21 protein-coding genes and 1 riboswitch are annotated in these 26,193 nt (G+C 72.9%); of the genes, 9 read left to right on the top strand and 12 right to left on the bottom strand.

The window, feature by feature from the left end; genetic code table 11:
- The 4 genes from RY076_RS08080 to rimO all read right to left on the bottom strand — a co-directional run bounded on the left by RY076_RS08080 (position 1) and on the right by rimO (position 3,253).
- A complete protein-coding gene (locus RY076_RS08080) occupies positions 1–303 on the bottom strand; it encodes a helix-turn-helix domain-containing protein (protein ID WP_076261062.1) in 303 nt (100 codons plus the stop codon).
- An 85-nt stretch (positions 304–388) separates the two neighbouring features.
- Positions 389–964, bottom strand: coding sequence for a CinA family protein (locus RY076_RS08075; protein ID WP_323097091.1), 576 nt, complete (start codon positions 962–964; stop codon positions 389–391).
- Between the two features lies 1 nt (position 965).
- Positions 966–1,766: a CDP-diacylglycerol--glycerol-3-phosphate 3-phosphatidyltransferase gene (gene pgsA, locus RY076_RS08070; RefSeq protein WP_323097090.1), complete on the bottom strand. Its 801-nt coding sequence runs from the start codon at positions 1,764–1,766 to the stop codon at positions 966–968.
- A complete protein-coding gene (gene rimO / locus RY076_RS08065) occupies positions 1,763–3,253 on the bottom strand; it encodes a 30S ribosomal protein S12 methylthiotransferase RimO (protein WP_323097089.1) in 1,491 nt (496 codons plus the stop codon). The genes pgsA and rimO overlap by 4 nt, the downstream gene beginning before the upstream one ends.
- A 37-nt stretch (positions 3,254–3,290) precedes the next feature.
- Here rimO and RY076_RS08060 point away from each other — a divergent pair, with 37 nt between their 5' ends.
- A complete protein-coding gene (locus RY076_RS08060; RefSeq protein WP_323097087.1) occupies positions 3,291–4,580 on the top strand; it encodes a dipeptidase in 1,290 nt (429 codons plus the stop codon).
- Between the two features lie 9 nt (positions 4,581–4,589).
- On the opposite strand, the gene RY076_RS08055 is transcribed toward RY076_RS08060, so the two are convergent.
- Complete coding sequence (locus RY076_RS08055; protein ID WP_323097086.1) at positions 4,590–5,336, bottom strand: ion channel; 747 nt, start codon at positions 5,334–5,336, stop codon at positions 4,590–4,592.
- Positions 5,337–5,437: 101 nt separating this feature from the next.
- Here RY076_RS08055 and kdpF point away from each other — a divergent pair, with 101 nt between their 5' ends.
- From kdpF to RY076_RS08030, 6 genes are read left to right on the top strand one after another with little or no spacing between them, the layout of a single operon-like run.
- Positions 5,438–5,524 (top strand): K(+)-transporting ATPase subunit F, encoded by an 87-nt coding sequence (gene kdpF / locus RY076_RS23640; RefSeq protein ID WP_413785753.1) that lies wholly within the window; start codon positions 5,438–5,440, stop codon positions 5,522–5,524.
- Positions 5,524–7,170: a potassium-transporting ATPase subunit KdpA gene (gene kdpA, locus RY076_RS08050; protein WP_323097085.1), complete on the top strand. Its 1,647-nt coding sequence runs from the start codon at positions 5,524–5,526 to the stop codon at positions 7,168–7,170. The genes kdpF and kdpA overlap by 1 nt, the downstream gene beginning before the upstream one ends.
- The gene (kdpB, locus tag RY076_RS08045) at positions 7,167–9,329 is read left to right on the top strand and encodes a potassium-transporting ATPase subunit KdpB (protein ID WP_323097084.1); all 2,163 of its coding nucleotides are present in this window, start codon (positions 7,167–7,169) and stop codon (positions 9,327–9,329) included. Before kdpA ends, kdpB begins: the two co-directional genes overlap by 4 nt.
- Positions 9,330–9,346: 17 nt before the next feature.
- On the top strand, positions 9,347–9,916 hold the full coding sequence (gene kdpC / locus RY076_RS08040; RefSeq protein WP_323097207.1) for a potassium-transporting ATPase subunit KdpC: 570 nt from the start codon (positions 9,347–9,349) through the stop codon (positions 9,914–9,916).
- 17 nt (positions 9,917–9,933) lie between these two features.
- The gene (locus RY076_RS08035; RefSeq protein ID WP_323097083.1) at positions 9,934–12,834 is read left to right on the top strand and encodes a sensor histidine kinase KdpD; all 2,901 of its coding nucleotides are present in this window, start codon (positions 9,934–9,936) and stop codon (positions 12,832–12,834) included.
- Positions 12,831–13,508, top strand: coding sequence for a response regulator transcription factor (locus RY076_RS08030; protein WP_323097082.1), 678 nt, complete (start codon positions 12,831–12,833; stop codon positions 13,506–13,508). Before RY076_RS08035 ends, RY076_RS08030 begins: the two co-directional genes overlap by 4 nt.
- Before the next feature lie 28 nt (positions 13,509–13,536).
- Here RY076_RS08030 and RY076_RS08025 read toward each other — a convergent pair whose 3' ends face one another.
- Positions 13,537–16,449, bottom strand: a complete 2,913-nt coding sequence (locus RY076_RS08025) for an FtsK/SpoIIIE family DNA translocase (RefSeq protein ID WP_323097081.1) — start codon at positions 16,447–16,449, stop codon at positions 13,537–13,539.
- A 124-nt stretch (positions 16,450–16,573) separates the two neighbouring features.
- Here RY076_RS08025 and RY076_RS08020 point away from each other — a divergent pair, with 124 nt between their 5' ends.
- Complete coding sequence (locus RY076_RS08020; protein WP_323097080.1) at positions 16,574–18,001, top strand: MFS transporter; 1,428 nt, start codon at positions 16,574–16,576, stop codon at positions 17,999–18,001.
- A 91-nt stretch (positions 18,002–18,092) separates the two neighbouring features.
- Positions 18,093–18,214, top strand: a riboswitch (SAM riboswitch).
- Between the two features lie 38 nt (positions 18,215–18,252).
- Entirely contained in the window at positions 18,253–19,641 is a 1,389-nt protein-coding gene (locus tag RY076_RS08015; RefSeq protein WP_323097079.1) for an aminotransferase class V-fold PLP-dependent enzyme, read from the top strand.
- Positions 19,642–19,657: 16 nt separating this feature from the next.
- Here the strand turns inward: RY076_RS08015 and RY076_RS08010 are convergent, their stop codons facing one another.
- The 6 genes from RY076_RS08010 to RY076_RS07985 all read right to left on the bottom strand — a co-directional run bounded on the left by RY076_RS08010 (position 19,658) and on the right by RY076_RS07985 (position 26,139).
- On the bottom strand, positions 19,658–20,647 hold the full coding sequence (locus RY076_RS08010) for an endonuclease/exonuclease/phosphatase family protein (RefSeq protein WP_323097078.1): 990 nt from the start codon (positions 20,645–20,647) through the stop codon (positions 19,658–19,660).
- 7 nt (positions 20,648–20,654) lie between these two features.
- The gene (locus tag RY076_RS08005) at positions 20,655–22,340 is read right to left on the bottom strand and encodes a ribonuclease J (protein ID WP_323097077.1); all 1,686 of its coding nucleotides are present in this window, start codon (positions 22,338–22,340) and stop codon (positions 20,655–20,657) included.
- Positions 22,341–22,405: 65 nt separating this feature from the next.
- Complete coding sequence (dapA, locus tag RY076_RS08000) at positions 22,406–23,293, bottom strand: 4-hydroxy-tetrahydrodipicolinate synthase (RefSeq protein ID WP_323097076.1); 888 nt, start codon at positions 23,291–23,293, stop codon at positions 22,406–22,408.
- 217 nt (positions 23,294–23,510) lie between these two features.
- Entirely contained in the window at positions 23,511–23,990 is a 480-nt protein-coding gene (locus RY076_RS07995) for a dihydrofolate reductase (RefSeq protein WP_323097075.1), read from the bottom strand.
- A 32-nt stretch (positions 23,991–24,022) separates the two neighbouring features.
- Entirely contained in the window at positions 24,023–24,838 is an 816-nt protein-coding gene (locus RY076_RS07990) for a thymidylate synthase (RefSeq protein ID WP_323097074.1), read from the bottom strand.
- A 200-nt stretch (positions 24,839–25,038) separates the two neighbouring features.
- Positions 25,039–26,139, bottom strand: a complete 1,101-nt coding sequence (locus tag RY076_RS07985; protein WP_323097206.1) for an NAD(P)-binding domain-containing protein — start codon at positions 26,137–26,139, stop codon at positions 25,039–25,041.
- Between the last annotated feature and the right edge of the window lie 54 nt (positions 26,140–26,193).

Here is a 26,193-nt window from a genome sequence, read left to right as displayed (position 1 = left end):
TCAGGCCGCGGAGGCCGACACGACCTCGCCCGTGGCGACGGGCAGCCGGACGGCGGGCGCCAGGCCCTCGCTCTCGGCCATCCGCGCGGACACGTCGATGAGCACCTGGGACAGCGGGGTGTCGAGGGCGCCGCAGATCGAGGCGAGCAGCTCGGAGGACGCTTCCTTCTCGCCGCGCTCGACCTCGGAGAGGTAGCCGAGCGAGACCGACGCCGTGGCCGAGACCTCGCGCAGCGTGCGGCCCTGGGCGCGGCGGCGCTCACGCAGGACGTCACCGAGCTCGCGTCGCAACAGTGTCGTCATGCCGCCCTCCTCCAGGTCGTCGGTGTCGAGTGACGGATGGTGCCCGTCGCTGGGTCGTGCTCGTGGTCGTGCTCAGTGGTCGTGCTCACTGTTCGGTGGCCGAGGCTCCCGGTGCCGACAGGCCTACCGTACCCCGAGGGTCGGTCACCGGCGCAGCGGTTCCGCGCGTGGCGCGTGTCTCCTCGAGGGCCAGGGCGAGCACGGCGGCGACGGTGCCGGCACGGACCTGCGCCCTGGTCCCGTTCAACCGCAGCAGGCGCCTCGCTGTTCCCGTCGGGCCGGCCACGGCGACGTGCACGGTGCCGGCGGGCTTGCCCTCGGCCGGGCCGGGCCCCGCGACACCGGTGGTGGCCAGGCCCCACGTGGCGTCGAGACGCTCGCGGACACCCTCGGCCATCGCGGCGGCCACACCGCCGTCGACGGTGCCGACGCGGCCCAGCAGGTCGGCGGGCACCCCGAGCAGCGCGCTCTTGAGGTCGGCCGCGTAGGCGACGACGCCGCCGCGCAGGACGTTCGAGGCGCCCGGGGTGTCGGCGACCGTGGCCGCCACGAGCCCGGCGGTGAGCGACTCTGCGCAGGCGAGGGTCTCCCCCGCCTCGGTCAGCTCGGCGACGAGCGCCGCGCCCGACGCGACCGCGACCGAATCACTCGCACCGGACACGTCAGTCACGGTGCGGCGTCCGCTCCTCGGGGCGGGTCGACGTCGGGGGGTTCTGTTGACGCGTCGGGGTCTTCGGGGACTTCGGGGTCTTGGGGGTCTTGGGGCCGGGCGGTGTCGACGGGCTCGACGGGCCTTCGGACGCGCTCGTCGGCGACGTGCGCCGCAGCGCGCGCGCCTCTCGGCGCAGCCTCGTGCGCTCGCTGGTCTCGCGCAGCCGGGCCGCCTTGAAGACGTAGTCGATGCCCGACAGGACGGTCATGACCGTGGCGGCACCGAGCACGACGTAGGCCACGGTGGTCCACACCTCGCCGAGTGGCAGCACCCAGAGCGGGAACGTCAGCGCACCGAGCGACAGCGTCTGCAGCATCGTCTTGAGCTTGCCCCCGCGACCGGCCGGCATGACGCCGTGGCGGATGACGACGAACCGCAGGACGGTGATGCCGATCTCGCGCACGAGGATGACGACGGTGACCCACCACCAGACGACTCCGAGCAGCGAGAGCCCGATGAAGGCCGTGCCGGTCAGCGCCTTGTCGGCGATGGGGTCGGCCACCTTGCCGAAGTTCGTGATCTCGCCGCGGCGCCGGGCCAGCTTGCCGTCGACGCCGTCGGTGACGGCCGCGACCGCGAAGACGACCCACGCCCAGAACCGCCACCACGGCTCGTGGCCGCCGTCCTGGAACAGGGCGAGGGCGTAGACCGGCACGAGGAGGAACCGGAGCACCGTCAGGGCGTTCGGCAGGTTCCAGTCGGTCGGTCGGGGGTTCGGGCCCTCACCCCGGTGGAAGGTGGTCGGCGTCATCGCGGCTCCGCGACGAGGTCGATCCCCTCGGTGTCGACGACGACGGCCGGCACGAGGTCGCCGACGGCGGGCACGGGCGCCCCGTCGGGCAGGCGGAGGACGGTGACGCCGTCGACGTCCGGCCCCTGGAAGGCCGCGCGGCCGACGGGCGAGCCGTCGTCGTCGATCTCCTCGACGAGGACGGTGAGGGTCTCGCCGATGCGCTCCTCGGCCCGCTGGGCGTTGAGCTCCTCGACGAGCCGGGTGAAGCGGTCGAGGCGCTCGGCGACGACGGCGGGGTCGAGCTTGCCGTCGTAGGACTCGGCCTCGGTGCCGTCCTCGTCGGAGTAGCCGAAGACGCCGACGACGTCGAGGCGCGCCTCGGTGAGGAACGCCTCGAGCTCGTCGAGGTCGGCGTCGGTCTCGCCCGGGAATCCGACGATGACGTTGCAGCGCACGCCGGCCTCGGGCGCGTCGGCACGGACGCGGGCGAGGAGGTCGAGGAACGCCTCGCGCGAGCCGAAGCGCCGCATCCGGCGCAGGAGCGGCTCGGACGCGTGCTGGAAGGAGATGTCGTAGTACGGCACGACGCCGGGCGTGGCCGCCATGGCCTCGAGCAGGCCGGGGCGGATCTCGGCCGGCTGGAGGTAGGACACGCGCACCCGCTCGATGCCCTCGATCGCGGTGAGCTCGGGCAGGAGCTTCTCGAGGAGCCCGAGGTCGCCGAGGTCCTTGCCGTAGGACGTCGAGTTCTCGGAGACGAGGAACAGCTCCTTGACGCCGCGGGCCGCGAGCCAGCGCGCCTCGGCGACGACGTCGGTCGGGCGCCGCGACACGAAGGCACCGCGGAACATCGGGATGGCGCAGAAGGAGCAGCGTCGGTCGCAGCCGGAGGCGATCTTCAGGGGCGCCCAGGGGCGCCCGTCGAGGCGCGCACGGACGACCCGCGGCCCGCTGGCGGGCACGGGGACCCCGTCGTCGACGACCGGAGCCGGGGCGAGGACCTCGGGCTCCGACGCGTCGCCGTGGCCGGGCAGCGCCACCGCGGCGGCACCGGCCTGGCGCGCGACGGGCGACAGCGGCAGCAGCGTGCGACGGTCACCGGGCGTGTGGCTCTCGACGTGGCCGCCGTCGAGGATCGTGCGCAGGTGCGAGCTCATGTCGCGGTAGGAGTCGAAACCCAGCACGGCGTCGGCCTCGGGCAGCTGGTCGGCCAGCTGCTTGCCGTAGCGCTCGGCGAGGCAGCCGACGGCGACGACCTTCTGGGTGCGCCCGTGCTCCTTGAGGTCGTTCGCCTCGAGGAGGGCGTCGATGGAGTCCTTCTTGGCCTGCTCGACGAACCCGCACGTGTTGACGACGGCGACGTCGGCCTCGGACGCGTCGTCGACGAGCCGCCACCCCTCGGCCAGCAGGCGCCCCGCGAGCTCCTCGCTGTCGACCTCGTTACGGGTGCAGCCGAGGGTGACGAGGGCGACGCTGCGCTCAGTGGTCGGGAGGGGAGGGGCCATGCGTCCACTCTAGATGGCGGGGTGTTCAATGTCGGACATGCTCGGAGCGGACGGCCAGCGCCCCACCACGGACGACCCGGACACCTCGGACCGGACCGTCGGCGCCGACGCCGCCGAGGTCGCCGAGGCGTCCTCCTCCCCACTGCTCGACCGGGCCCGGCGGCTGCTCGCCGAGCACCCGCTCGTCGACGGCCACAACGACCTGCCGTGGGCGGCCCGCGAGCTGACGCGCTACGACTTCGAGGCCCTCGACGTGTCGAGCCGGCTCAGCACGACGCAGACCGACCTGCCGCGACTGCGCGAGGGCGGCGTCGGGGCACAGTTCTGGTCGGTGTTCGTGCCGAGCACGCTGCCCGAGGGCGAGGCCGTCGTCGCGACGCTCGAGCAGGTCGACGCCGTGCACCGGATGGTCGCGACGTGGCCGGGCGAGCTCGCCCTGGCCCTCACCGCCGACGATGTCGAGGCCGCCCGCGCGGGCGGGCGCATCGCCTCGCTCCTCGGCGCCGAGGGCGGCCACTCGATCGGCTCCTCCCTGGCGGCTCTCCGTGCGATGCACGCGCTCGGCGTCCGGTACATGACGCTGACCCACAACGACAACACGCCGTGGGCCGACTCGGCCACGGACGTCCCGGCCGTCGGCGGCCTCACCGCCTTCGGCCGCGAGGTCGTGCGCGAGATGAACCGGCTCGGCGTGCTCGTCGACCTCAGCCACGTCGCCGCCACGACGATGCGCACGGCGCTCGCGACGACCGGGGCGCCCGTGATCTTCAGCCACTCCTCGGCCCTGGCCCTGTGCGACACGCCCCGCAACGTCCCCGACGACGTCCTGGCCGCCCTGCCCGCCAACGGCGGGGTCTGCATGGTGACGTTCGTGCCCGAGTTCGTCTCCCCCGACACCGCCGCGTGGCGCGTCGAGGCCGCCGGGGCCGCGGCGCAGGTCGGCGTCGACGCCAAGGACTGGGAGGCGTTCGGACGCTTCACGGCCACGTGGGGCCGCGAGCACCCCAAGCCCGACGCGACGATCACCCAGGTGGCCGACCACGTCGAGCACGTCCGCGAGGTCGCCGGCCTCGACCACGTCGGCATCGGCGGCGACTACGACGGCACCGACACCTTCCCCGTGGGGCTCGAGGACGTCAGCGGCTACCCGCGGCTCGTCGCCGAGCTGCTCGAGCGGCGCTGGTCCGACGACGAGGTGGCCGCGCTCGTGCGCGGCAACGCCCTTCGGGTGCTGCGCGACGCCGAGGCCGTCGCGCGCGACCTGCAGGCCACCCGCTCCCCCGGCATCGCCACCATCGAGCAGCTCGACGCTGGCACGGCCACCTGAGAAGACGCGTCAGCGCCGGAAGCGGGCGATGGTGAGACCGACGAGACGGGCGACGACGAGCGCGACGTAGAGCATGCCGGTGATCTGCTGGAGGAGCACGAACGAGCGGGCGTGCGGCTCGACGGCGTAGATGTCGGACAGGCCGGTCGAGGTCATCGTCGTGATCGACAGGTAGAGCAGCTCGAACCACGTGCGGGTGCCGGGCAGCCCCGTCTCGCCGTAGACCGTGAACGAGTGCGGCCACACGTGCTGGACCGCGAGGTAGACGTAGGCGAAACCCCACGCCACGACGGTGAAGGTGGCGCCGGTGGCGTAGAGCTCGTCACGGGTGACCCAGTTGTCGGCGAACATGTACCTCAGCAGGGCGTAGCCGGTGTAGAGGTAGAAGACGGCGTGGAGCACCGCGCTCCAGAACGCCAGGGCGGTGTTGTCGGGCCAGACCGCCTCGGCCACGGTGAGGACGACGACCGGTCCTCCCAGGAGCAGCGCCACCCAGGTCAGGGCCGGCGTGGCGCGCACGGCGCGCACGGCGAGGAAGAGTACAAGCAGGCCGATGAGCCCGAAGATCGCCCGGCCGGTCTCCCGGACGTCGCCCTGACGCGTCTCGATGAACGGGTAGGCCAGCAGGGCCGCGAGCTGGGCGAAGAGCAGGAGGGCGCACGGCAGCTCGGCGACCTTGCGCCGCAGGCGGTCCCACCGGTTCGGAGGGCCCGGGCGACGGGGGGTCGACGGCCAGAGCTCGAGCGAGGCACTCACCTCCCGGAGCCTAGCCGCGGCGGCGTCAAGAACGCGTCAAGAAGCGTCAGCGCCGGGTCAAGCGCCGTGGCCCGGCGCCGGCAGCGGCATAGGAACGAGGCATGGTCACCAACATCTTCCTGGGCATCGTGGCGTTGGCCCTTCTCGGCTACCTCGTCCACGTCCTCCTCCACGCGGATCGCTTCTGATGGGCGACACCGTCAGCGGGCTGCTGACCATCGCCGTCCTGGTGGCAGCCCTCGCGATCGTCCATGTGCCGCTCGGCAACTGGATGGCGAAGGTCTTCACCGACGAGAGGCACTGGCGCGTCGAGCGCCTCGTCTACCGTCTCTGCCGCATCGACCCCACCTCGGAGCAGCGGTGGACGACGTACGCCGTCGCCGTCCTGGGCTTCTCCGTCGTCGGGGTCGTGCTCCTGTTCCTGATGATCGTGCTGCAGGGTGCGCTCCCCCTCGCCCGCGGCGCCGCGATGAACGTGGACACGGCGGTCAACACGGCCGTCTCGTTCGTGACGAACACCAACTGGCAGTCGTATGCCGGTGAGGCCGGGACGTCGCCGTTCGTGCAGACCGCGGGCCTCACCGTGCAGAACTTCGTCTCCCCCGCGGTCGGCCTCGCCGTCGCGGTCGCCCTCGTGCGCGGCCTCGTCCGCTCGAGCGGCTCGGAGCTCGGCAACTTCTGGGTGGACCTCGTCCGCGGCCTCTTCCGCGTCATCGTCCCGATCGCCGTGGTCGGTGCCGTCGTGCTGCTCCTCGGCGGGGTGATCCAGAACCTGGCCGAGCCGTCGACGGTTCCGACGCTCTCCGGGGGACACCAGGTGCTGCAGGGCGGTCTCGTCGCCTCGCAGGAGGCGATCAAGGAGCTCGGCACGAACGGCGGCGGGTACTTCAACGCCAACTCGGCCCACCCGTTCGAGAACCCGACTGCCCTCACCAACCTCGTCGAGATCTTCCTGCTGCTCGTCATCCCCTTCTCGCTGCCCCGGACCTACGGCGTCCTGGTCGGCGACCGTCGACAGGGCTGGACCGTCCTCGGCTTCATGGCGACCCTGTGGGCGCTCATGGTCACGGCGATCACGTGGGCCGAGGTGCACGCCGCGGCCGGCCCGCTCGGGGGCATGGAGGGCAAGGAGCTCCGCTTCGGCGTCTGGCCCTCGGCCCTCTTCGCCGCGAGCACGACCGGTACCTCCACCGGCGCCGTCAACTCGATGCACGAGAGCTTCTCGGCGCTCGGAGGAGGCGGCGCGCTCTTCAGCATGATGCTCGGGGAGCTGTCGCCCGGTGGCGTGGGCACGGGCCTCTACAGCGCGTTGCTCGTCGCGGTGCTCACGGTGTTCATCGCCGGGCTCATGGTCGGGCGCACGCCCGAGCTGCTCGGCAAGCAGATCGGCCGGCGGGAGATCACCCTGACCGCCCTGGCCGTCCTCGTCATGCCGACCCTGGTCCTCGCCTTCACGGGCATCGGGATGGTCGCACCCCTCGTGGCCTCCCAGATGCTCGCCAGCGGGCCGCACGGGCTCACCGAGGTCATGTACGCCTACACCTCTGCCGCGAACAACAACGGGAGCGCCTTCGCCGGGTTCTCGGCAGACACGCCGTACACCAACCTCACCCTGGCGCTGTGCATGTTCCTGGGCCGCTTCCTCCCCATCGTCCTCGTGCTCGCCCTCGCCGGCTCGCTGGTGGCACAGCGCCGCCGGCCCGTCACCGCCGGCACGCTACCCACCCACACCCCCACCTTCGTCGGCCTGTTCGTCGGGGTGGCCGTCGTCGTCGGCGGTCTCACCTTCTTCCCAGCCCTGGCCCTCGGACCCCTCGCGGAGGCACTCTCATGACCCGGTCGTCCACGACCACCACATCGCGCGTCCCCGCGGCGTCGGAGCGGGCGGCCACCGCGCTCGCCCCGCACCGCCACCACCACGGCGAGGAGCTGATCCGGCCCGGCCGGGCGAGCACCTCGTACGCGCAGCTCGGACGCCAGCTGGTCACCACCTTCCCCCAGGCCGTCGTCAAGCTGGACCCGCGCCACGTGTGGCGCAGCCCGGTGATGTTCGTCGTGTGGGTCGGCTCGGTCGTCACGACCGTCCAGGCGATCGCCGACCCGTCGTGGTTCGCCTGGGCCGTCGGCCTTTGGCTCTGGGCCACGGTGCTGTTCGCCAACATGGCCGAAGCCGTCGCCGAGGGCCGCGGCAAGGCCCAGGCCGCCACCCTGCGCGCCACCCGAAAGACCACGACCGCCGTGCGTCGCCTCCCCGACGGGTCCGTCGAGACCGTCGCGGCCTCGGACCTGACGATCGGCGACGTCGTCGTCGTCCGACCGAACGAGGTGATCCCCGGGGACGGCGACGTCATCGAGGGCATGGCCACCGTCGACGAGTCGGCCATCACCGGCGAGTCGGCGCCCGTGATCCGGGAGTCCGGCGGCGACCGGAGCGCCGTGACCGGCGGCACGACCGTGCTGTCGGACGGGATCACCGTACGCATCACGACCCGGCCCGGCGAGACCTTCATCGACCGGATGATCGCCCTCGTCGAAGGCGCCTCGCGCCAGAAGACCCCGAACGAGATCGCCCTGACGATCCTGCTCACGGTCCTGACGATCATCTTCCTGCTGGCCGTCATGGCCATGCAGCCGATGGCGATCTACTCCGGGCAGGCGCAGTCCCCCGTCGTGCTCGTCGCGCTGCTCGTGTGCCTGATCCCGACGACGATCGGGGCCCTCCTGTCGGCGATCGGCATCGCCGGCATGGACCGGCTCGTCCAGCACAACGTGCTCGCCATGTCCGGCCGCGCCGTCGAGGCCGCCGGTGACGTGTCGACGCTCCTGCTCGACAAGACCGGCACCATCACCTACGGAAACCGTCGCGCGACGCAGCTGCTCGCCGCCCCGGGGCTCGGCAACGAGGAGATCACCCGAGCGGCCTACGTGTCCTCGCTCGCCGACGAGACGCCCGAGGGGCGCTCGATCGTCGAGCTGGCGGCCGCGACGCTCGACGCGCCCTCCCGTGAGGCGCTGGACCGGCTGCCGCGCGCGGGCGCGACCTTCGTCGAGTTCACCGCCGCGACGCGGATGTCGGGCGCCGACCTGCCCGACGGCACGCTCTACCGCAAGGGCGCGGCGGACTCCGTCGCGCGCTGGGTGGCCGGCCACGGCGGCGCGATGCCGAGCGGCGTGCTCACCGAGGTCGACGGCATCGCCACCTCGGGAGGCACTCCCCTCGCCGTCGCGGTCCAGGAAGCCGGCCAGGCGCCCCGGGTGCTCGGCGTCATCCACCTCAAGGACGTGGTCAAGCCCGGCATGAAGGAGCGCTTCGCCCAGCTGCGCGCCATGGGCATCCGGACCGTCATGATCACGGGCGACAACCCGCTCACGGCCAGGTCGATCGCCGCCGAGGCCGGCGTCGACGACTACCTCGCCGAGGCGACGCCCGAGGACAAGATGGCCCTGATCAAGCAGGAGCAGGAGGGCGGCCGGCTCGTCGCCATGACCGGCGACGGCACCAACGACGCTCCGGCGCTGGCGCAGTCCGACGTCGGCGTCGCGATGAACACCGGCACGATGGCGGCCAAGGAGGCGGCCAACATGGTCGACCTCGACTCCGACCCGACCAAGCTCATCGACGTCGTGTCGATCGGCAAGCAGCTGCTCATCACCCGCGGCGCGCTGACGACGTTCTCGATCGCCAACGACATCGCCAAGTACTTCGCGATCATCCCGGCCATGTTCGTCGTCCTGTTCCCCGGCCTCGACGCGCTGAACGTCATGGGGCTCGCGTCACCGGAGTCGGCGATCACCTCGGCCGTCATCTTCAACGCACTCATCATCATCGCGTTGATCCCTCTGTCGCTCAAGGGAGTTCGCTACCGCGCCGCCGGTAGCACCGCCCTGCTCCGACGCAACATCTGGATCTACGGCCTGGGCGGCATCGTGGCCCCGTTCATCGGGATCAAGCTGATCGACCTCGTCGTGAGCCACCTCCCAGGAATGATGTGAGACCGTTGACCAGCACCATGAGCTCCTTCGTCAAGCAGTCGTGGGCGGGCCTGCGGGTCATGCTCGTGTTCACCGTCCTGCTCGGACTCCTCTACCCCGCCCTCGTGTGGGGCGTCGGGCAGCTCGTCGCCCGGGACCAGGCCGCAGGCTCCCTCGTCAGCGTCGACGGCCGGGTGGTGGGGTCCTCCCTCATCGGGCAGCAGTGGTCCGGCGACGAGTGGTTCCACGGTCGCCCGTCGGCCAGCGACTACTCCGGCGACACCAGCGGCGGCTCGAACCTCTCGGGGTCCGCGCTCGCCGACGAGGTCACCAAGCGGGCGTCGGCCGCCGGGCTCGACCCGGCCACGGCCCCTGCGGACGCCCTGACGGCGTCGGGCAGCGGACTCGACCCGCACATCTCGACGGCGTACGCCGACGCCCAGGTCGCGCGCGTGGCCGCGGCCCGCGGGCTCGACCCGGCCCGCGTCCGCGCCCTAGTGGCCGAGAACACCACCGGTCGCCAGCTCGGGTTCCTCGGCCAGCCGCACGTCGACCTGCTCGCCCTGAACCTCGCCCTCGCGCGTCCGTCCGGACCGAGCGCCGGCTGACCTGCGAGGATCGGGACATGGCAGGAGGATCCGAGCAGCGGCCGATCCTCGGCGCCGCCGGCACCCCGCCCGGCGCCGCGGCCGGCGAGGGGGCCGGCCCCGTGCCCGGTGGCAGGCCCGCCGGGCGGGGTCGCGGCCGCGGCTCGCTGCGGATCTACCTCGGTGCGGCCCCCGGCGTCGGTAAGACGGTCGCGATGCTCGACGAGGCGCACCGCCGCCTCGAACGCGGCACCGACGTCGTCGTCGGCATCGTCGAGACCCACGGGCGGCCCCACACCGCAGCGCTCCTCGAGGGGCTGGAGGTGCTCCCCCGGCGCACCGTGACCTACCGCGGCAGCGTCCTGGCCGAGCTCGACGTCGAGGCCGTCCTCGCCCGGCGCCCGCACGTCGTGCTCGTCGACGAGCTGGCACACACCAACGTCGGGCCGGACGTCCCTGACGCCGGCGACAGCGTCGGCGACGGCCCGGACGCCCGCGCGGGCGTCGAGCACGAGAAGCGGTGGCAGGACATCGAGACGATCCTCGAGGCCGGCATCGACGTGCTCTCGACGCTCAACATCCAGCACCTCGAGTCGCTCAACGACACCGTCGAGTCGATCACCGGGGTGCGCCAGCGCGAGACCGTCCCCGACGAGGTCGTCCGCCGCGCCGAGCAGGTCGAGCTCGTCGACATGACGCCGGAGGCGTTGCGGCGCAGGCTCGCCCACGGGAACGTCTACGCGCCCGAGAAGGTCGACGCCGCGCTCGCCAACTACTTCCGCGTCGGCAACCTGTCGGCGCTGCGCGAGATCGCCCTGCTGTGGCTCGCCGACCGCGTCGACGAGGCGCTCGAGCGCTACCGGGCCGACGAGGGCATCGAGTCGCCGTGGCCGGCGCGCGAGCGCGTCGTCGTCGCGCTGACGGGCGGCCCCGAGAGCGAGACGCTGCTGCGCCGCGGCGCCCGCATCGCGACCCGCGTGGCCGGTGGCGAGCTCATCGCCTGCCACGTCCGGTCCTCCGAGGGTCTCGCGACGACCGATCCCGGTGAGCTGGCCCGGCTGCGCCGCATCGCCCGCGACGTCGGCGCCGAGTTCCACGAGGTGTCGGGCACCGACGTGCCGGAGGCGATCCTCGACCACGCCCGTGGCGTCAACGCCACCCAGATCGTCGTCGGCGTCAGCCGGCGCAGCCGGTGGCAGCAGGTGCTGCGCCCGAGCATCGCCTCGGAGGTCGCCGACGCCTCGGGCGACATCGACGTGCACCTCGTGCCACACGAGCGGTCCAAGGTGGCCCGGCGGGCCGGACGCGTCGGGCGCGCGTGGCGGCTGCCGTGGCGGCGCGTCGTCGCCGGCTTCGTGCTCGCGGCCGTGTGTCTCGTCGCCCTCACCGCCGTGCTCGTCGCGACCCGCGAGGGCCACACGCTCTCGCTCGACCTGCTCCTCTACCTGGCGCTCACCGTCGCCTGCGCCCTCGTCGGCGGCATCTGGCCCGCGTTGTTCTGTGCCGTCGTCGGTTCGCTCGTCGTCAACTGGTTCTTCACCGAGCCGCGCGGCACGCTGACGATCAGCGACCCGCCCAACGCTCTTGCCCTCGCCGTGTTCGTGCTCGTCGCCATGGCCGTGTCGTCGGTCGTCAACCTCGTGGCCAGGCGCACCGAACAGGCTCTGTCGGCCGAGCGTGAGTCGGCAGCCCTCGCCGCGCTGAGCCGCGACCTGCTCGCCGAGCCACGGCCACTGCCCGCCGTGCTCGAGCGTGCCCGCGACGCTCTCGGCATGCGCTCGGCGCTCCTGGCCCGCCTCGACGGTGGTGACGCCGACATGCGGGGCGCCACCGGACGCGTCCTCGCCTCGACCGACCCTGCGCTGCCGGTCGGTGCCGCCCTGCCGACCGGACGCGTCTGGGCCCTCGACGTGCATGTCGACGACGGAGTCCACCTCCTCCTCGACGGCGAGCCCGTCGCGGCCGAGGACCAGCGCGTCCTCAACGCCTACGCGGCGCACGCGGCGATCCTCTACGGGCGGGAGCAGCTCGTCGAGGAGGCCCGTCGCGCAACGGGACTCGCGCGGGACAACGCCGCCCGCACGACGCTCCTCGCCGCCGTGTCGCACGACCTGCGCACGCCACTGGCGGGGATCAAGGCGGCCGTTTCGACCCTGCGACAGACCGGTCTCGAGCTACCCCCCGACGACGAGGCCGAGCTGCTCGAGTCGATCGAGGGCTCGGCCGACCAGCTGGACGCCCTCATCGGCAACCTCCTCGACCTGTCGAGGCTCCAGACCGGCACCGTCCGCCCGCACACCGACGCCGTCGACCTCGTCGACGCCGTCGTCGCCGCGCTGCGCACGACCTCCGAGCCCGGACGCGTCGAGCTGGCCCTCGACCCCGACGTGCCCGCCGTCGTCGCCGACCCGGGACTGCTCGACCGTGTCCTCGCCAACATCCTGGAGAACGCCTTGCGGCACAGCGGATCCGCGCCGGTCCGGGTGACCGCGGGGCGGATCCACCACACCGTGCAGCTGCGGGTCGTCGACCGCGGTCCGGGCGTCGCCGACGAGGACAAGGACCGCATCTTCGAGGCGTTCCAGCGGGTCGGCGACGCGCCGCGCGGCGAGGGCCTCGGGCTCGGCCTCGCGGTGGCGCGTGGTCTCATGAGCGTCATGCACGGTTCCCTCGTGCCCGAAGACACCCCGGGCGGTGGCCTGACCATGGTCGTCGAGCTGCCGGTCGAGCAGGCGGTCGAGCAGGCGGTCGAGCCGGTGGTCGAGCAGGTGGTCGACGAACTGGACGCCTCGTCGACCGCTCCGAGCCCCACACCGGGCCCCACACCGGGCCCCACACCGAGCCCCACACCGAGCACCCCGTCGTCGGCCGGGACCGCGGCGTCGCCCGACGGGCCGGCCGCGCCCGCTGCTCCGCCCGCCCACCAGGAGGCCCCGTGAGCCGCGTCCTCGTCGTCGACGACGACCCACGCCTGCGCCGCACCCTGTCCATAGCCCTGCGCGCGCACGGGCACGACGTGCTCACGGCCGCCGACGGGCGCAGCGCCGTGCAGACGGCGCTGGAGGACGCCCCCGACGTCGTCATCCTCGACCTCGGGCTGCCCGACCTCGACGGGGTCGACGTCCTCCAGCAGGTGCGTCGGGCCTCCGGGGTACCCGTCATCGTCCTGTCGGCCCGGCACGAGTCCGACGACAAGATCGAGGCCCTCGACCTCGGCGCCGACGACTACGTGACCAAGCCCTTCGGCGTCGAGGAGCTGCTCGCCCGCGTCCGGGCCGCGGTCCGCCGCTCCGGCGAGGGCGGCCGCGCCATCGGCACCGTCGCCAGCGACCGGTTCACCCTCGACTTCGCCGAGCGCAGGGCCACGGTCGAGGGCGACGAGGTGCGCCTCACCCCCACCGAGTGGCGGCTGCTCGAGGCGCTGTGCCGCACGCCGGGCCACCTCGTGTCGCAGCAGGACCTGCTGCGCCAGGTGTGGGGCCCGTCGTACGGCCGCGAGTCGAACTACCTGCGGGTGTACGCCAACCAGCTGCGCCGCAAGCTCGAGCCCGACCCGGCCCGGCCGGTTCACCTCGTCACCGAGCCGGGCCTCGGCTACCGCTTCCTCACCTGAGGATGCGCCTGCGGTTGCGGTCGCAGCCTCAGTAGCGCTCGCGGCCGCCGCGGTCGGTCAGCTGCCAGGCGTCCTCGGACTCCTCGTCGTCCTCGTCGACGGTGGGCGTCATGTCGCCGGGCGACCATGCGGCCGTCGGCACGGCCGTCGTGTCCTCCTCGGCGTGACGCCGCTCGCCGCGCTCGGCCACGATCGACGCGGTCCGCTGCGGTGCGAGCGGCTCCTCGTCGCCGCCGATGCCCGACGCGTCGAGCTCGACGGGCGGCGGGGCGTACGGCTCGTCGCCGTCGGGCACGAGGTCGTCGGCATCGAGGCCGTCGGCACCGAGGTCCTCGGCCGCGGCCGGCGTCGGCACGTCCTCGCCGCGCAGCAGGGCCAGCGTCGTCGGCAGGTCGTCGGGGCGCACGAGCACGTCGCGGGCCTTGGACCCCTCGCTCGGGCCCACGATGCCCCGCGACTCGAGCAGGTCCATGAGCCGACCGGCCTTGGCGAAGCCGACGCGCAGCTTGCGCTGGAGCATCGAGGTGGACCCGAACTGCGTCGTGACGACGAGCTCGGCCGCCTGGAGCAGCACGTCGAGGTCGTCGCCGATGTCGTCGTCGATCTGCTTCTTCGGCGCCACGACCGTGACGTCCTCGACGTAGTTCGGCTTGAGCTGGTCGGTGACGAACTTGACGACCTCGTGGATCTCCGACTCGTTGACCCACGCGCCCTGCACGCGCATCGGCTTGCTCGCGCCCATCGGGAGGAAGAGCGCGTCACCCTGGCCGATGAGCTTCTCGGCGCCGGGCTGGTCGAGGACGACGCGGCTGTCGGCGAGCGAGCTCGTCGCGAACGCCATGCGCGAGGGCACGTTGGCCTTGATGAGGCCCGTGACGACGTCGACCGACGGACGCTGCGTGGCGAGCACGAGGTGGATGCCGGCGGCGCGCGCGAGCTGGGTGATGCGCACGACCGACTCCTCGACGTCGCGCGGGGCGACCATCATGAGGTCGGCGAGCTCGTCGACGACGACGAGCAGGTACGGGTAGGTCGTGATCTGCCGCTCGGAACCCGGCAGCGGCTTGACCTTGCCGGCGCGCACCGCCTTGTTGAAGTCGTCGACGTGCTTGAACCCGAACGCCGCCAGGTCGTCGTAGCGCTGGTCCATCTCCTTGACGACCCAGGCGAGGGCCTCGGCGGCCTTCTTCGGGTTGGTGATGATCGGCGTGATGAGGTGCGGGATCCCCTCGTAGGCCGTCAGCTCGACGCGCTTGGGGTCGACGAGGATGAGGCGCACCTCCTCCGGCGTCGAGCGCATGAGGATCGAGGTGATCATCGAGTTGACGAAGCTCGACTTGCCCGAGCCGGTGGCGCCGGCGACGAGCAGGTGCGGCATCTTCGCGAGGTTGGCGATGACGTAGGCGCCCTCGACGTCCTTGCCGACGCCCATGACCATCGGGTGCTCGTTGCTGCGGGCCGTCTGGCTGCGCAGGACGTCACCGAGCGCCACGTTCTCGCGGTCGGCGTTCGGGATCTCGATGCCGATGGCCGACTTGCCGGGGATCGGCGACAGGATGCGCACGTCGGCGGAGGCCACGGCGTAGGCGATGTTCTTGCTCAGTGCCGTGACGCGCTCGACCTTGGTGCCCGAACCGAGCTCGACCTCGTAGCGCGTGACGGTCGGGCCGCGGGTGAAGCCGGTGACGGCGGCGTCGATGTCGAACTGCTCGAAGACGCCGGTGAGCGAGTCGACGACGGCGTCGTTGGTCTCGCTGCGGGTCTTGTGCGGCGAGCCCGGCTTGAGCATCGCGGCGTCGGGCAGGCGGTAGGTGATGTCGCCGCCGAGGCTGAGCTGCTCGACACGAGAAGGCATCTCGGACATCGGCGGAGGCACGAGCTCGGCCTTGGGGCCGATCTTGCTCGTGTCGGGCGCGCCGTGGGTCTTGGGGTCGGTGGCGTCGACCACCTTCTCGCCGCTGGGCCGTGGGGCGAGGACTCCGGGCGCGGTGGGACGCTTCTCCCCCGGTCGCAGCCGCTTGGTGGGGGCGTCGTCGGCCTCCTTCTGCGCGGCCTGGCGGAACGCCTCGTCGCCGTCGCGCTCGGAGAGGTCGACCGTCTTGCGGCGCGCACGCTTGAGCGCGGCGGCCGGCGCGTCGGTGTCCGCGTCGACGTCGGCCGGGTGGGCGCCGCGGTCGATGACGAGCGCCTTGAGCTGGCGCAGGCGCGTCGGGATCATGTTGACGGGGGTCGCGGTGATGACGAGGAGCCCGAAGACGCCCAGGAGCACGAGCAGGGCCGTGGCGCCGTAGGGCGAGACGGCAGCGGCCACCGGGCTCGAGGCGAGGAAGCCGATGATGCCGCCCGCCGCGCGCATGCCGTCGGCGCCGTCGGGCGGGTTGGGGATGCCGTCGGCCAGGTGCGACAGGCCGCAGGCGGCGAAGGTCAGGGCGATGGTGCCGACGATGATCCGGTTGGTCGCGGCCTCGTCCTGGGGCGCGCGGAGCATCCGCAGCCCGAGCGCCAGCAGGACGAGCGGGACGGCGTAGGCGACGCGTCCGAACGTGCCGGCGAAGACGGCGTGGACCACCTCGCCGAACGAGCCGGTGACGCCCCACCACTCGCGGGCCGCGACGATGACGGCCAGGGCGATGAGGGCGAACCCGATGCCGTCGCGCTTGTGCTCGGGCTCGAGGTCTGCGGCGCTGTGGCCGACGCGGCGCACGGCACCTCCGGCGAGGTGCGAGACGCCCATCCACGTGTTGCGCACGGCGTTGAAGGGGAACGGCAGCCCGCCACCCCTGGCCTTGCTCTGGCCCTTGGTCTGGCCCTTCCGCGGGGCGGCCGGCTTGCGCTGCGCGGGGCGCGTGGACCGGGCGGCCGCCGGGCGCGACGACGTGCCCTTGGCGCGCGTGGCGGCCGCGGAGCTCGTGCGCTGGGTGGTGGACGGACGTGTCGCCATGCTGGCACCGTACGTCAACGCACCGCTGAACTCACGCGTCACACGCGCACCAGAGCCAATCCGCACCGGACGGCAGTGCCGTGAACCTGAAAGGCCTCCCGCGGACGACTCCTACTCTGGGGACGTGGGCACGGGGTCACCCCCGACCGAGGGAGACGAGTCCGGCGGCGGGCTCACGCCGCCCGGCCGTGCTGCGCTCCGCCAGCTGCTGCGCATCCGGCCCTTCCGCGACCTCTTCGCGGCCGGCACCATCTCGAGCTTCGGCGACTGGCTCGCCCTGCTCGCCACGGCGGCCCTCGCCGCCGAGCTGGCGACCGGCGGCGTGGGCGAGTACCTCGCCGTCTCGGGCGTCTTCGTCCTGCGCATCGCGCCCGCCGTCGTCCTCGGCCCGCTCGCGGGAGTCGTGGCCGACCGGCTGGACCGACGCCTCACGATGGTCGTGGGCGACCTGCTCCGCTTCGGCCTCTTCGTCTCCATCCCCGTCGCCGGCTCGCTGTGGTGGATGTACGTCGCGATCGTGCTCATCGAGTGCGTCTCCCTCTTCTGGAACCCGGCCAAGGACGCCACCGTGCCCAACCTCGTGCCGCGGGAGCGGCTGGAGCTGGCGAACCAGCTGGGTCTCGTGGGCAGCTACGGAACGGCGCCCCTGGCCGCCCTCGCCTTCTCGGGCCTGTCCCTGCTCGGCGCCCCGCTGCACGCCGTCCTGCCCGGGCTCGACCCCGAGGGCATCTTCCTGGCGCTGTACGCCAACAGCGCGACCTTCCTGCTCAGCGCCGGGATCATCTGGCGGATCTCCTTCCCCGCGCGCCGGGCGAGCGAGAGACTCGCGGGCCAGTCGCTCGTCCGGACCGTCGCCGACGGCCTGCTCGTGATCAGGCAACGACCCTTCGTGCGAGGCCTCGTCGGCGGGATGCTCGGTGCCTTCGGCGCCGGCGGGCTCGTGGTCGGCCTCGCGACGCGCTTCGTCCAGGACATGGGGGCGGGCGCACCGGGCTACGGCATGCTCTTCCTCGCCGTCTTCACCGGCATGGCGGCCGGGATCGTCGCCGGCCCGCGGGTGCTCGGCGGGCTCTCGAGACCGCGCATCTTCGGCGCCGCCCTCGTCGGTGCCGGAGTGCTCCTGCTCGTCCTCGCCCTGGTCCCGGTGCTGCTCGTCGCGCTGCCGGTCGCCACCCTTCTCGGCGCCGTCATCGGCGTGGCCTGGGTCGTCGGCTACACGCTCCTCGGGCTCACCGTCGAGGACGAGGTCCGAGGCCGCACCTTCGCGCTGGTCCAGTCGCTGAACCGCGTCGTGCTCGTCCTGGTGCTCGCCGTCGCTCCGCTGCTGGCCGCCGGGGCGGAGGCGCTGCTCCCGCTGCCGCGCACCGTGGACCTCGGGCCGGTGTCGCTGACCTACGCCGGGGCCACGGCCGCCTATCTCGTCGCCGGGCTCGCGATGGGGACGGCCGGCGTCAGCGCCTGGCGATCGATGAACGACAAGCCGGGGCTGACGCTCCTCGCGGAGATCCACCAGGTCCGGCGCGGCCGCCACGGCCGGCACGGTGGGCGCTGACGCAGGCCCGGAGCCCAGGTCGTCTCGGATGGCGACACGCGTCGACCGCGAGGTGGACATCCTCGCGACCGCGCCCCTATCGTCGAGGCCAGGTCAAGAGTGTCAGCGACAAGCCCCGGCTCGCTGGCCAGCAACCCTCCTCCGCGGTGGGGTGCTCCGGGTGACGACCAGGCCGCCCTCGGCTGGTTTCGACGAGGTCGGCAAGCGCGGACCTGCACCGGTGGGTCCCAGGACTCACGAGGAGCACTGCCATGTCGGCCCTTCCCAGCACCACGACCCTCTGTGGCGGCGGGCCCGCCCCCGTCGTGCGCACTCGCGCCCTGCACGTCGTCGCCGACGCCGAGGCCCTCCCGCGCGTCTTCGGCGCAGGTCTGCGCGTGCCGACCACCGCCGGCGAGGTGGCCTACGCCAACCTCGATCACGCCGCGTCGACGCCGGCGCTGCAGACCGTCAAGGACGCCGTCGACCGCGCCCTCGAGACGTACTCGTCGGTGCACCGCGGCGCCGGGTACGCCTCGCGGCTGACGAGCGCCTGGTACGAGCAGGCCCGCGAGGAGGTCGCCCGGTTCGTCGGGGCCCGCGAGGACGACGAGGTCGTCTTCACCCGCACGACGACCGACTCGTGGTCGGCCCTGGCCCACGCCCTGCCGAGCCGCGCGGTCGTCTTCGTCTTCGGCAGCGAGCACCACTCGACGCTGCTGCCGTGGGGCCGTTCGCGCACCGTGCGCCTTCCGATCCCCCAGGGCACCGACGACGCCCTCGACCTGCTCGACGAGGCCCTCGCCGACCACCCCGGCAAGCACCGGCTCGTCGTGCTCACCGCGGCCTCGAACGTGACCGGCGAGGTGTGGCCGGTCGAGCGGTTCGCGCGCCTGGCCCACGAGCACGGCGCCCGGATCGCCGTCGACGCCGCACAGCTGTCGGCCCACCGCCGCATCGACCTCGCGGCCTGGGACGCCGACTGGGTCGCCTTCTCCGGGCACAAGACCTATGCGCCGTTCGGCACCGGCGTGCTCGCCGGGCGTCGCGACTGGCTCGACGCCGGCGCCCCGTACCTGCCCGGTGGCGGGGCGACGGCGTCGGTCACCCAGTCCGGCACGGTCTGGGCCACCGGCCCGGCCCGGCACGAGGGCGGCAGCCCGAACGTCGTCGGCGCCATCGCCCTGGCCGCCGCCTGCGCGACGATCGAGCGTCACCGCGACGCGATCGAGGCCCACGAGGAGGCCCTCCTCGAGCGCCTGCGCAGCGGTCTCGAGGCCGTCCCCGGCGTCGACGTGCTCTCGCTCTTCGGCGACGACCACGACCGCGTCGGCGTCGTCGCCTTCACCGTGGCCGGCTTCGAGCCGTCGCTCGTGTCGCAGGTGCTCTCGGTCGAGCACGGCATCGGCGTGCGCGACGGCAAGTTCTGCGCCCACCTGCTCGTCGACGAGCTGCTCGAGGACCCGTGGGGCGAGCGTCCGGAGACCGCCGTGCGCGCCAGCGTCGGCCTCGGCAGCACCGCCGAGGGCGTGCAGCGCCTCGTCGACGCGGTGGCCGGCCTCGTCGCCGAGGGCCCGTCTCGGACGTGGACCCGCACCGCCGCCGGCTGGACCGTCGAGGGCACCGACCCCCGCGACGTCGAGGTCGAGCGCCCCTGGTGAGTCCCGCCCCGGGCGATCAGCGCTTGGCGGGAAGGCCGTAGGACGCCCAGACCGCGGCGTGGTCGGTGCGGTTGAACGCGACCTGGCCGGCGTCGACGAGGACGAGGCCCCGGCTCAGCTGGTGGTCGAGCGCGACGTAGGGCGGGATGCGGTGCCCTTCGAACGGCCAGGTGCGCACCCAGCCGTTGCCGGCCGCCACCTGGGCGTCGACGAGCCCCTCGGCGAGCCGGCGGAACACCGGGTGACCGGACGAGGCGTTGAAGTCACCGGCGAGCACGAGCGGCTCGGTCGTCGGCTGCTCGCGCACCCACGTGGTCAGCGAGGTCAGGCCCGCGTGCCAGCGGTCCGTCTGGTACCGCAGCGGGGGCGGTGGGTGGACGGCCCGGAGCCGCACCCTCCCGACGGGCGTCGTGACCTCGACGACCGGCTGGAGGCTGTAGCTGACCGTTCCCACGCCCTTGTCGAGCTCGGTCAGCGGGAACCGCGACAGCACGAGCGTGCCGATGACGCCCTCTCGTGCTGCACCGGCTCGCTGGGTGAAGAACGTCCGCGCGCCGACGTCGTCGAGGTCGGTGACGGCCTCAGGCGTCGCCTCGAGGAGCACGAGCACGTCGACCCCGTGGTAGCGGACGGCATCCATGAGCTGCTGCGGGTTCGCATGCCCGTCATTGAGGTTCACGGACATGACCGTGAGATCGGCCTCCGCCTTGGGGCGGGTGCTCGACGACCACGCGGGCGCCACGACGACGAGCGCCACGACCATGGCGACGACGATGGGGACGGCCACGACCCACCGCCGCAGGAGCAGCGCCGCGACCGCCAGCAGCACGAGGCCGATCACGACGAGCGGGGTGGTCGTCTGGAGCACGACCAGGGGGTACACGGTGGTGTCGAGCCAGCGCAACGCCACCACGACGAGGAGCCCCACGAGCGCGACGAGGAGTGCGACGTCGGCAACCCGCCGCCAGCGGCGACGCACCACCGCGTCCCCGGTGTGTTCGGTCACGGGCGGCTCAGGCCTGCAGGACGACGGGGATGATCATCGGCCGGCGGCGGATCTTGCCACCGACCCACGACCCGACGGCCCGCCGCACGATCTGCTGCAGCTGCTGGTCGTCGCGGACCCCGTTGGCCACGGCCTCCTCGATGGCGCGCTCGACCTTCGGGATGACCTGCTGGAAGATCTCGTCGTCCTCGACGAAGCCGCGCGCCGTGATCTGTGGCCCGCTCGCGATCTTGCCGGTGGCCGAGTCGATGACGACGATGCACGAGATGAAGCCCTCGTCGCGCAGGATGCGGCGGTCCTTGAGCAGTGCCTCGTCGGCACCTCCGACGCTGCTGCCGTCGACGTACACGTAGCCGCAGTCGACGACGCCGACGACCGACGCCTTGCCGTCGACGAGGTCGACCACGACGCCGTCCTCGGCGAGCACGACGTGGTCCTCGGGGACGCCGGTCTGCATCGCGAGCCGGGCGTTGGCCCACATGTGGCGCCACTCGCCGTGCACCGGCATGACGTTGCGCGGCTTGACGATGTTGTAGCAATAGAGCAGCTCGCCGGCGCTCGCGTGGCCCGAGACGTGCACCTTGGCGTTGCCCTTGTGCACGACGTTGGCGCCGAGGCGCATCAGGCCGTTGATGACGCGGTAGACGGCATTCTCGTTGCCGGGGATGAGGCTGCTCGCGAGGAGCACGGTGTCGCCGGGGCCCACGTCGATGCGGTGCTCGCGGTTGGCCATCCGGGACAGTGCCGCCATCGGCTCGCCCTGGGAGCCGGTGCAGATGAGCACGACCTCCTCATCGGGCATGTCGTTGACGCGCTTGATGTCGACGAGGATTCCCTCGGGCACGTGGAGGTAGCCGAGGTCGGCGGCGATGCCCATGTTGCGCACCATCGAGCGGCCCACCATCGCCACCTTGCGCCCGGCCTTGGCCGCCGCGTCGAGCACCTGCTGCACGCGGTGCACGTGGCTGCTGAAGCAGGCCACGATGATCCGTCGCTCGGCGTGCCGGAACACCTTGTCGATGGCGGGGGCGATCTCGAGCTCGGGCGTGGTGAAGCCGGGGACGTCGGCGTTCGTCGAGTCGGTGAGGAACAGGTCGACGCCCTCCTCCCCCAGCCGCGCGAAGGCACGCAGGTCGGTGAGGCGGCCGTCGAGCGGCAGCTGGTCCATCTTGAAGTCGCCGGTGTGCAGCAGCGAGCCGGCCTCGGTGCGCACGAACACGGCGAGCGCGTCCGGGATGGAGTGGTTGACCGCGACGAACTCGAGGTCGAAGACGCCGAGCTTCTCGCGCTGGCCCTCCTTGACCGCCATGGTGAACGGCTTGATGCGGTGCTCCTTGAGCTTGGCCTCGACGAGGGCGAGGGTCAGCGTGGAGCCGATGAGCGGGATGTCGCCCTTGAGGCGCAGCAGGTAGGGCACGGCGCCGATGTGGTCCTCGTGGCCGTGCGTCAGGACGATGGCCTCGATGTCGTCGAGACGGTCCTCGATGTAGGTGAAGTCGGGGAGGATGAGGTCGACGCCGGGGTGGTGGTCCTCGGGGAAGAGCACGCCGCAGTCGATGACGAGCAGGCGGCCCTTCGTCTCGACGACGGCCATGTTGCGGCCGACCTCGCCGAGCCCGCCGAGTGCGACGACCCTCAGGCCGTTGTCGGGGAGGGCGGGTGGTGCGGTCAGCTCGGGGTGAGGGTGGCTCACAGGTGTCCTGTCGTGTCGGGGGTGCTGCACGGCGCGCGGGCGCCGGCAGGTGGTTCAGGTCGTGGTCATCCGGCGACCGCCGCGAGCGCGTCGCGCAGCAGCGCGGTCTGGTCGTCGTCGGCGGCGACGAGCGGGAGCCGGACGGTGGGCGTCTCGATGACGCCCTGGAGGGCGAGGGCGGCCTTGGCCATGATGGCGCCCTGCGTGACGTTCATGACCGCGTCGACGACCGGGGCCAGGTGCCGGTGGACGCCGCGCGCGTCGTCCCAGCGTCCGTCGACGACCGCGTCGGCCATCTCGCGGTAGGCGGCGGGTGCGACCTGCGAGGTGACGCCGACGAAACCGACAGCGCCGTTGACGAAGTGGAAGAGGTTCATCGCGTCGTCGCCGGAGTACCAGGCCAGACCGGTGCGCTCGATGAGGTCGCCGGCGAGCCAGAGGTCGGCCCGGGCGTCCTTGACCGCGACGATGCGCTCGTGCTCGGCGATGCGCAGGTAGGTGTCGCGGGCGATGGGGATGCCCGAGCGGCCCGGGATGTCGTAGACCATGACGGGCAGCTCGCTCGCGTCGGCCAGCGCGGTGAAGTGGGCGACGAGACCGGCCTGCGGCGGCTTGTTGTAGTACGGCGTGGCGGCGAGGACCGCGTCGGCGCCGGCCTTGGCCGCGGCCTGCACCGACTCGATGCTCTTGGCGGTGTCGTTGCTGCCGGCCCCCGCGATGACGACCGCGCGCTCGCCCACGGCCTCGATGACGGCCCGCAGGAGCTCGTCCTTCTCGGTGGCCGACGTCGTCGGCGACTCGCCCGTCGTTCCCGACACGACGAGGCCGTCATGACCGGCGTCGACGAGGTGGGTGGCGAGGCGCTGCGCGGCGTCGAGGTCGACGGAGCCGTCGGCCCGCATGGGCGTGACCATCGCCGAGAGAACACGTCCGAGCGCGGGTGCGGCAGCCATGGGCCCAAGGTTAGCGCCCACGCCTGCGGGCCATCGAGGACGCCCACGCCGGGCCTCGCGTCGCCCGCGGCCGGGCGCACGGCCGGCTCAGGGCCGGCTCAGCGCCGCGCCGTCCCGGGCATGAAGCGAGGCACTACTCGCTCGGGGGTCCGAGTAGTGCCTCGCACGGGGTACATCGCGGCGGCGGCCCCGGCGTTACAGCCGAGGCCCGTCGCGGTCACCGACGCGCGACGCGGGTGCGCTCGTACGTGACCCACGAGAACCCGTCGTGCGGTTCGCGGGCGGTCTCAACCCAGTCTGCGGCGTCGATGTCGGGGAAGGTGACCGCGCCCTCGGGCGCCTGGTCGACCTCGGTGACGAGCAGCCGCGACGCGAACGGCATCGCCAGGCGGTACACCTCTCCCCCGCCGACCACGAACACCTCGTCGGCCGGCCCCGCCAGCGCGAGCGCCTCGTCGAGCGAGTGCGCCGTCTCGACGCCGGGATGGCTCCACTCCTGCTGGCGCGTCACGACGATGCTGCGCCGGCCGGGCAGCACCCCCATGGAGTCGAAGGTGCGCCGCCCCATGACCATCGGGTGGCCCATCGTCGTGCGCTTGAAGTACTTGAGGTCCTCGCTCAGGTGCCACGGCATCGTGCGGCCGTCGCCGATGACGCCGTTGCGACCGACGGCGACGATCATCGTCACGTTCGTCATGGCCTCAGCCTGCCAGACCGGCGCCGCCGTGCTCAGACGGCGATGGGCGCCTTGATGCCGGGCTCGGCGACGTAGTCGAGCAGCTCGAAGTCGTCGAGGTCGAACTCGTCGATGGAGGTCTTGCCCGGGGTGATGCGCATCGTCGGCAGCGGGTGCGGCGAGCGGGTCAGCTGGAGCCGGGCCTGCTCGAGGTGGTTGAGGTAGAGGTGGGCATCGCCCAGGGTGTGCACGAACTCGCCCGGTTCGAGGCCGGTGAGCTGGGCGACCATCTGGGTCAGCAGGGCGTAGCTGGCGATGTTGAACGGGACGCCGAGGAAGATGTCGGCGCTGCGCTGGTAGAGCTGGCACGACAGCCGCCGCTTGCCGTCCGGGCCGGGCGGCGAGACGTAGAACTGGAACATCGTGTGGCAGGGCGGCAGCGCCATGTCGTCGACGTCGGCGACGTTCCACGCCGACACGATGAGGCGGCGGCTGTCGGGGTTGGTGCGGATCTGCTCGATGACCTTGGCGATCTGGTCGACGCGCCGGCCGTCGGGCGTCGGCCAGGACCGCCACTGGTAGCCGTAGATCGGGCCGAGGTCGCCGGTGGCGGGGTCGGCCCACTCGTCCCAGATGCTGATGCCGCGCTCCTGGAGCCAGCGCACGTTGGTGTCGCCCCGGAGGAACCACAGCAGCTCGCCGATGATCGAGCGCAGGTGGAGCCTCTTGGTCGTCATGGCCGGGAAGCCGTCGGCGAGGTCGAAGCGCATCTGGTACCCGAAGGTGCTGAGCGTGCCGGTGCCGGTCCGGTCGGACTTCTCCTGCCCGTGGGTCAGGACGTGGTCGAGGAGGTCGAGGTACTGCCGCACGCTCCGCAGCGTAACCCCCGGCGCCGACGCCACCGCCCCGCGCCGCGCGGACGTCCCGCCCTCCGGACGACCATTGCCCGACGCGTCGGTGATCCGTCCGGCGCGTCGCGCTCGACACGCCGCGATGGCGCCCGGGGCGGTGAACCAACGGTCGTCCGGCGGACGCGTCGGGCGGCGTAGAGCGTCAGCGGGCAGACGCGTCAGGCGGTGCGCGCTTCGGGTGCGGCGTCGTTCGCGCGGAGCTGGTCGACGACGGCGCGGGCGGCGGCGCGACCGGCCCGGTTGGCGCCGATCGTCGACGCGGAGGGCCCGTAGCCCACGAAGTGGACGCGCGCGTCGGCGGTCGCGGTCGTGAAGGTGTGCCGGTCGTACGGCGCCCGCAGCCGGATGCCGCCGTGCTCGCTGCGCAGGTGGAGCGGGGCGAGGTGCCCGACGGTCGGGCGGAAGCCGGTGGCCCAGAGGATGACGTCGGCCGGCTCGAACGTGCCGTCGGCCCACCGGACCCCGTCGGGCTCGATGCGCTCGAACATCGGCCGACGCCGGTAGGCGCCGAGCTCGGCGGCGCGCGCCTCCTGCGGTCGCAGCGCCAGGCCGGTGACGCCGACGACGCTCTGCGGCGCCAGCCCCAGCGCGACCCGTTCCTCCACGAGTGCGACGGCCTGGCGCCCGGCGTCCTCGGTGAACGGGCCTGTGCGCCAGACCGGTTCGCGGCGGGTGACCCACGTCGTGCGCGCCACCGGCGCGATCTCGCCGAGGATCTGCACGGCCGACGCACCGCCGCCCACGACGACCACGCGCTGGCCGGCGAGGTCGTCCGGGCCGGTGTAGTCGACGGTGTGCAGCTGCCGTCCACGGAAGCTCGCGGCGCCCGGGTAGACCGGCAGGAAGGGCGAGCGCCACGTGCCGGTCGCATTGACCACCGAGCTCGTCAGCCAGCTGCCGGCCGTGGTGTCGACGCGGAGCAGCCCGTCGGGATCGCCGTCGACCGCCTCGACGCGCGTCACGCGCACCGGCCGCACGACGGGCAGGTCGAAGTGCCGCTCGTAGGTGGCGAAGTACGCGGGCACGGCCACGTTGGCGCGGCCGTCGGGGTCGGCGCCGTCGAAGGCGAGCCCGGGAAGGTCGGCGACGCCGTGGACGTCGCGCATCGTCAGGCTGTCCCAGCGGTGCTGCCAGGCGCCGCCGGGTGCGTCGTCGGCGTCGAGGACGACGAAGGGGTCGACGCCGAGGCGCTTCAGGTGGTGGGCCGCCGACAGGCCAGCCTGACCGGCACCGATGACGACGACCTCCACGCGTTCCACGTCGGTTGAACGCGCAACCACCGTGGGCTCTTCCCGACGCCGAGGACCCGGGGC

The sequence above is a fragment of the Intrasporangium zincisolvens genome (genome assembly GCF_034724055.1).
Classification (GTDB): domain Bacteria; phylum Actinomycetota; class Actinomycetes; order Actinomycetales; family Dermatophilaceae; genus Monashia; species Monashia zincisolvens.
Note: the sequence above shows the minus strand (reverse complement) of the source record. Positions and strands in the feature narration are given on the sequence as shown.